Annotated in this window: 6 protein-coding genes and 1 pseudogene; 4 read left to right on the forward strand and 3 right to left on the reverse strand. The window is 71.3% G+C overall.

What is annotated here, in order from left to right; translation table 11 throughout:
- Together CVO76_RS02515 and CVO76_RS02520 are read right to left on the reverse strand one after the other, a co-directional pair.
- Nucleotides 1–1,381, reverse strand: a pseudogene (locus CVO76_RS02515) (helicase-associated domain-containing protein); the annotation flags it as partial.
- A gap of 96 nt (nucleotides 1,382–1,477) precedes the next feature.
- Entirely contained in the window at nucleotides 1,478–1,768 is a 291-nt protein-coding gene (locus tag CVO76_RS02520) for a hypothetical protein (RefSeq protein WP_133083162.1), read from the reverse strand.
- A gap of 174 nt (nucleotides 1,769–1,942) precedes the next feature.
- Between CVO76_RS02520 and CVO76_RS02525 the strand changes: the two genes are divergently transcribed.
- The 3 genes from CVO76_RS02525 to CVO76_RS02535 are packed head-to-tail and all read left to right on the forward strand — an operon-like array spanning nucleotide 1,943 to nucleotide 4,235.
- The gene (locus CVO76_RS02525) at nucleotides 1,943–2,326 is read left to right on the forward strand and encodes a cold-shock protein (protein ID WP_133083163.1); all 384 of its coding nucleotides are present in this window, start codon (nucleotides 1,943–1,945) and stop codon (nucleotides 2,324–2,326) included.
- A gap of 9 nt (nucleotides 2,327–2,335) precedes the next feature.
- Nucleotides 2,336–2,923 (forward strand): DUF3027 domain-containing protein, encoded by a 588-nt coding sequence (locus CVO76_RS02530; RefSeq protein ID WP_208740561.1) that lies wholly within the window; start codon nucleotides 2,336–2,338, stop codon nucleotides 2,921–2,923.
- Between the two features lie 34 nt (nucleotides 2,924–2,957).
- Nucleotides 2,958–4,235, forward strand: a complete 1,278-nt coding sequence (locus CVO76_RS02535) for an MFS transporter (RefSeq protein ID WP_244186285.1) — start codon at nucleotides 2,958–2,960, stop codon at nucleotides 4,233–4,235.
- 4 nt (nucleotides 4,236–4,239) lie between these two features.
- Here CVO76_RS02535 and serC read toward each other — a convergent pair whose 3' ends face one another.
- Entirely contained in the window at nucleotides 4,240–5,364 is a 1,125-nt protein-coding gene (gene serC / locus CVO76_RS02540) for a phosphoserine transaminase (protein ID WP_208740563.1), read from the reverse strand.
- 252 nt (nucleotides 5,365–5,616) lie between these two features.
- Between serC and CVO76_RS02545 the strand changes: the two genes are divergently transcribed.
- A complete protein-coding gene (locus CVO76_RS02545) occupies nucleotides 5,617–6,315 on the forward strand; it encodes a metal-dependent transcriptional regulator (protein WP_133083166.1) in 699 nt (232 codons plus the stop codon).
- Nucleotides 6,316–6,536: the final 221 nt, after the last annotated feature.

The raw sequence follows: 6,536 nt of genomic DNA on the forward strand, positions 1-6,536 counted from the left end.
GCGGCTGGTACCAGGTCGCGAGCCCGATGACGGACTGCTCGGTGAGGACCGGTACGGCGCCCGGCCTGCCGTCCTCCGCTGCCGGAGCCGCGCCCTGACCGGCGCCGGACAGCTCCGTCGCCACGGCCAGCAACCGCTGCCGCACCATCGGAGCGTCCGGTCGGGACGCCTCGGCGGCCAGGGCGTTGACGGATGTCCCGTCCGGCAGCCTGGACCCGATCAGGGCCGGTGCCCTGTCGACGGCCAGCCATCCCTCGACGAGGAGGAGCCACTGGGCGTCGCGGTCCAGCGCCTCCCACGCCTCCAGGCGGGAGGTCTTCCAGCGCGAGTCGTCGGGGTCGAGGGTCAGGAGCCCGACGGCGGACGCCAGTTCCAGCAGCCACGCCGCCTCGCGGTCCTCGACGCGCAGCACCTCCCGGACGCGCCGCAACTCCCGCACGCCCACCCCGCCCGAGCGAAGGGTCGCGACCGGCGTCGAGGCCACGGACCAGAGGAGGGCGGTGATCAGCCGGAGGGTCTCGGCGACGGCGCCGAACGCCGCGTTGTCCCGGAGGCTCGCGCGGGTGCTGCGATCGGTCCCCGTGGGCGGGGCGAGCTCGAGGGAGGGGAAGACGGCGTGACCGCGGAGGGCCATGCCGACACCGCGTGGCAGCTCGACATGGAGGGCGTCCAGGGGTGCCAGCAGGCACCGGTCGAGCAGCCAGCGCACCGCCGGCGAGGCACCGCCGTCGCCCCCTGTCGCCGTCGAGCCGACCGGGACGTCCCGCAGGCGTGCGAGCAGGGTGGCGGCACCGTCGGGAGCGTCGGCCAGGACCCGACGCCAGAGCACCGGATCCGCCGTCACCTCCTGCAGTGCCTGCGCCGCGGCCGCGGAGGTCATCGCCCCGGTGTCCGCCGCGGCGTCCAGGAGCTGCACCGCGTGGACCAGGGCCGGTCCGTAGCGCGGGATGGATCGGGCGAGGACGCGGAAGGGGCGGCCGAGGCCGGCGGGGTAGGGGCCGAGCGCATCGGCCAGCGCGCCGACCGGCAGGAAGCCCTCCGCCGGGGAGCCCGTGACGAGGGCCTGCTCGAGGAGATCGGCGATGATGATGTCGAGATCGTCCGCCGCGCCGTCCGCGAAGGCGGCCGCGAGGCGCTCGCGTGGAACCGCGGAGCCGTCGTCCTCGCTGAGCACCACGATCGCCTCGAGGACCTGGAGCCCGGGGCGCGCGATATTGTCCAGGGCGCGCTGCAGGCTCACGCGGGTGGAGGCCCTCGCCGCGAGCGCGGCGAAATCAGGCACCGGGGGAAGGATGAGGTCGGGCCGGACGGCAAGCAGGCGGCGCAGTTCGTCATCGCTCCGAAGGGCCAGCTGGTCGGCCAGTGCTCGGATCGCGGACATCCCCTCAAGATTACCCGGCCCCTCCGACACGGATCGCTCGTCCTGAGGACGACGGGCGGGCGGGAGCCGTCGGCGGGCGAGCTCCGTGCGGGCGGATCAGGAGCGCCGGCGTGCGACGACCGACCCCGCGACGAGCGAGACCATCAGCAGGAAGGCGATCGGGAGGCAGAAGTACGTCGCCAGCACGAAGCCCGGCCACACCGTGCCCTGGAGGAGCGCGGTGACGAGGATGGCGGCGAGCGACAGCAGCCCGATACCGGCGAACGCGACCGCGAGGACCAGGACCCCGAACCGTCCGCGGGACGATCGGCCGGCGTCGCCGCCCGGGACGGGGCCCTGCAGGGGATGGGGGGCAGGGCGGCTCGGCGGGGTCTGGTCAGGGATCATAGCCGTCCCAGACTACAAGAACCACGGCCGGGAAGCCGTGGGAAAAGCTATATCCTAGGAGACACAGACTTCCCCGGCGGTGGCAGTGCGCCTGGGCACCAGGCGGTGCTTCCCGCACCCGGGACCAGACCCCGGGCGCACCCCGCCCGGTACAGCTAAGAAGAGGTAGACGACGTGCCCATCGGCAAAGTGAAGTGGTTCGACGCGGACAAGGGATTCGGGTTCCTGTCCACCGACGACGGCAAGGAGGTGTTCCTGCACGCCTCGGCGCTTCCCGCCGGCGTGAGCGAGGTCAAGGTGGGCACCAAGCTCGAGTTCGGCGTCGCGGACGGCCGTCGCGGTCTCCAGGCCCTCTCCGCGCGCATCCTGGAGCAGGCACCGTCCGTCGCCAAGGCGACGCGCAAGAGCGCCGATGACATGGCGGTCATCACGGAAGACCTCATCAAGCTGCTCGACGGGGTGTCCAACGGACTCCGCAAGGGGCGCTACCCCGAGAAGGCGCACGCCTCGAAGGTCGCGGCCGTCCTGAGGGCGGTTGCGGACGACCTCGACGCGTAGGCTTCGATCATGACCTCGACCAACCTGGACACTGCCGACAGCGCAGCCCTGACCGGCAGCGGGACGCCGACCGACGATGCCCCCGCGCCGGTCGAGGTGCCCCGGAAGCCGCGGGCATCGCGCCGGATCCCGAAATCGGATGCCGTGCTGGAAGCGGCCGTCGAGCGGGCCCGCAGCGGCGTGCTCGAGATCGCCCCCGAGGCCCAGGTGGGTCGCCACGTGTCCGCCACCATCGAGGGTGAGCGGCTCGTGACGCATCGCTTCGAGGCGTTCGTCCCCGGGTACGGCGGCTGGCAGTGGTACGCGAGCGTCGCCCGCATCGCCCGGAGCAAGGACGTCACGGTGTGCGAGGTCGGTCTGCTGCCCTCCGCGACCGCGCTGCTGGCGCCCGAGTGGTTGCCGTGGTCGGAGCGGGTGCGTCCCGAGGACTCGCAGCCGGACGAAGCCGATGCCGCCCAGTCCGGCGACGTGCCCGCCGAGCCGGTGCCCGATGTCCCGCAGGATCCCTCCGACGACACGCAGGAACGGGAGCCCCTGGCCCCGGCGGAAGCATCCGATGCGTCGGACGAGGCCGTGGACCAGCCCGACGCCGAGTGACGCAGCAGTGGCGCCGGAACGGAAGGGGAGTGCTCTGAGCACCTTCCGATCGCTCGGGATCCACAACTACCGGCTCTGGTTCATCGGGGCCCTCATCTCCAACATCGGCACGTGGATGCAGCGGACCGCCCAGGACTGGCTGGTCTACGACATCCTCACCCCCCAGAACGCGTCCGCGCTGGGCATCGTGATGGCCCTCCAGCTCGGACCGCAGCTCGTGATCGCGCCCTGGGCCGGGCTCATCGCCGACACCGTGGACCGGCGCAAGCTGCTTGCCACGACACAGATCGCCATGGCGCTCCTCGGCGTGGGGCTCGGGCTGATGGTCCTCCTCGACGTCGCGCTCCTGTGGCACGTCTACGCCTTCGCGCTGGCACTCGGGGTCGTCTCGGCCTTCGACGCCCCCGCCCGCCAGGCCTTCGTCTCCGAACTCGTGCGCGACGACTACCTCCCCAACGCCGTCGCGCTCAACAGCGCCTCGTTCAACGGCGCCCGGCTGGTCGGCCCGGCCGTCGCCGGACTGCTGACCGCGGGTGTGGGGCCTGGCTGGGTCTTCCTGATCAACGCCCTGACCTTCGGTGCGATGGTCTACGTGCTGCTCGCGATGCGGAGCGCCGAACTGAACAGGCAACCCCGCTCCGCCCCGGGCAAGGGACGGATCCGGGCGGGCTTCCGCTACGTACAGCAGCGCCCGGACCTGATGATGGTGATGCTCGCGATCTTCATCGTGGGGACGTTCGGGCTGAACTTCGCCGTGTTCATCGCCGCGATGGCGCGCACGGAGTTCGGGCAGGATGCCGGTGTCTTCGGCGTGCTGTCCTCGGTGATGGCGGTCGGATCGGTCGCGGGCGCGCTCCTGTCCGCGCGCAGGGAACGGCCGCGCCTGCGATTCATCTTCGGCGCGTCGGCCGCCTTCGGGATCGCGTGCGTCCTGGCGGCCCTCGCACCGAACCTCTGGCTGTTCGGGCTCGCACTCGTGCCGGTGGGTCTCTTCGCGCTGACGCTGATGACCAGCGCCAACGCCTACGTGCAGACGACGACGGACCCCGCCATGCGCGGCCGGGTCATGGCCCTCTACTTCGCCATCTTCCTCGGCGGGACGCCGCTGGGCGCCCCCGTGGTGGGATGGGTCTCCGACATGTTCGGTCCGCGGTGGAGCCTGGGCGTGGCCGCCGCCTCCGGCATCATCGCCGCGGCCGCCGGCATCTTCTGGGCATGGAGGTACCACGACGTCCGGTTGCGGTACGACCGCTCGGCACCCCGGCGGCTCCGCCTCGACCACGAGGCCGGCGCCGCGGACGGCAGCACCTGACCTGCTAGAGGAGGTGCTCGACCACGTGGTCGATGCAGGCGATGAGAGCCGAGACGTCGTCGGGCTCGATCGCCACGAAGGTGGCGACGCGCAGCTGGTTGCGCCCGAGCTTGCGGTACGGCTCGACGTCGACGATCCCGTTGGCCCGCAGGATCGCGGCGATCCGCGCGGCATCCACCGCATCGTCGAAGTCCACCGTCACGATGACGTTCGAGCGGTCCTCGGGACGGGTCACGTAGGGGCTCGCCACGGGGGAGGCCTCCGCCCAGGAGTACAGGCGTCCCGCTGAGTCCGCCGTGCGGGCGGCGGCGAAGGGCAGCCCGCCCTGGGCGTTGAGCCATTCCACCTGCGCGTCGAGCGTGACCAGGGTGGACAGCGACGGGGTGTTGTACGTCTGGTTCAGGCGCGAGTTGTCGATCGCCGTCCGGAGGTTGAGGAAGTCGGGGATCCAGCGGTCGCCGGCATCGATCCGGGCCGCCCGCTCCAGCGCTGCGGGGGAGAAGAGGCCCAGCCACAATCCGCCGTCGGAGGCGAAGTTCTTCTGCGGGGCGAAGTAGTACACGTCGGCCTCGGAGACGTCCACGTCGAGGCCGCCGGCCGCGGAGGTCGCGTCCACGAGGACCAGGGCGCCGTCGTCCGCGCCCTGGACCCGTCGAACGGGAGCCGCGACACCCGTCGACGTCTCGTTCTGCGGCCAGGCGTAGGTGTCCACGCCCGCTGCGGCCGCCGGATCGGGGCGCGTACCCGGCGGGGCCGTGATGATGTCCGATGCCTCGAGGAACGGCGCCCTGGTGGTGGCGGAGGCGAATTTGGAGCCGAACTCGCCGAAGGAGAGGTGCTGCGCCCTGTGCTCCACGAGCCCGAAGGTGGCGACATCCCAGAAGGCCGTCGAGCCGCCCACCCCGAGGACCACCTCGTATCCCTCGGGTGCGCCGAAGAAGGTGCTCAGGCCGTCCCGCACGCGCCCGACGAGATCGCGCACGGGAGCCTGGCGGTGCGACGTGCCCAGCAGGACCCGTCCCGCGGACACGAGGGCGTCGATCTGTCCGCTCCGGACCTTGGACGGACCGGCGCCGAACCGGCCGTCCGACGGCAGGAGGTGCTCGGGGATGCGGGGCAGTTCGGTCATGGGTGCTCCAGCTGTTTCGGCGGCGGGTATCGCCCTCATTCTGCCCGAGGAGCCGGTGGCGCTCCATTTGTTAACGCCGCACGCGGAGGATGCGGCGGGGACGCCGTCGCCGTCCCCGTCGATTGCCGGGGGAATCGCACCATGGGTTAACCTTGGGAGGCGTGGGGCGGAACAGGTCGTGGCGGCCGTGGACCCCCACCGGCGTGAGGCATCCCAGCCGCGCACCCGCACCGCACCAAGGAGCTGACCCGCATGACGGACCTCATCGACACCACCGAGATGTACCTGCGGACCATCCTTGAACTCGAGGAAGAGAACATCGTCGCCCTGCGGGCGCGCATCGCCGAACGGCTGCGCCACTCGGGACCCACGGTCTCCCAGACCATCGGCCGCATGGAGCGTGACGGACTGGTGGTCGTCTCGGGTGACCGGCACCTCGAGCTCACCGAACTGGGACGGCACAGGGCCACCGGGGTCATGAGGAAGCACCGCCTCGCGGAACGCCTCCTGAGCGACGTCATCGGGCTCGACTGGGCCTACGTGCACGACGAGGCCTGCCGCTGGGAGCACGTGATGAGCGAACGCGTCGAGCGCAGGCTCTACGAACTCCTGGGCAAGCCCTCCGAATCGCCCTACGGGAACCCCATCCCCGGCCTCGAGGCCATCGGCGGCGTCCAGTCCGAACTCTTCACCGACGGCGTGGTCACGCTGCTCTCCGCCATGGGCACCTACTCGCCCGAGAAGCCGGTCACGCTGGTGCGCCTGGCCGAGCCGATCCAGGTCGACCCGGAACTCCTGACCCAGCTCGACGAGGGCGGCCTGCGGCCGGGTGCACGCCTCAGCCTGGAGTCGGTGGGCGGGTACGTCTCCGTCCGCGTCCCCGGGGTGGAAGGTGCGCTCGAGCTGCCCCCGGAGGTCGCCTCGCACGTGTTCGTCTCCGTCGCGTCCTGAGTCCGGCACGGCTCCGTCATCAATAACACACCATTCCGTGACCGTAACGTGACATACCGCGATATCTGAGGTAGCCTCCATCTTGTGCCAAATTCGCTCTAGATCCGGCACCCTCCTGCAAATCGCCTAGCTCTGCCATTGCCGGAGGTCCGTCCGCACCATCGCATGGCAGAGGCGGGGGAACCAATTTTCGGGTTTCTGTTCGCCCAGCGCGCGGCCTC

The organism is Arthrobacter agilis (assembly GCF_002953615.1).
GTDB classification, from domain to species: domain Bacteria; phylum Actinomycetota; class Actinomycetes; order Actinomycetales; family Micrococcaceae; genus Arthrobacter_D; species Arthrobacter_D agilis_B.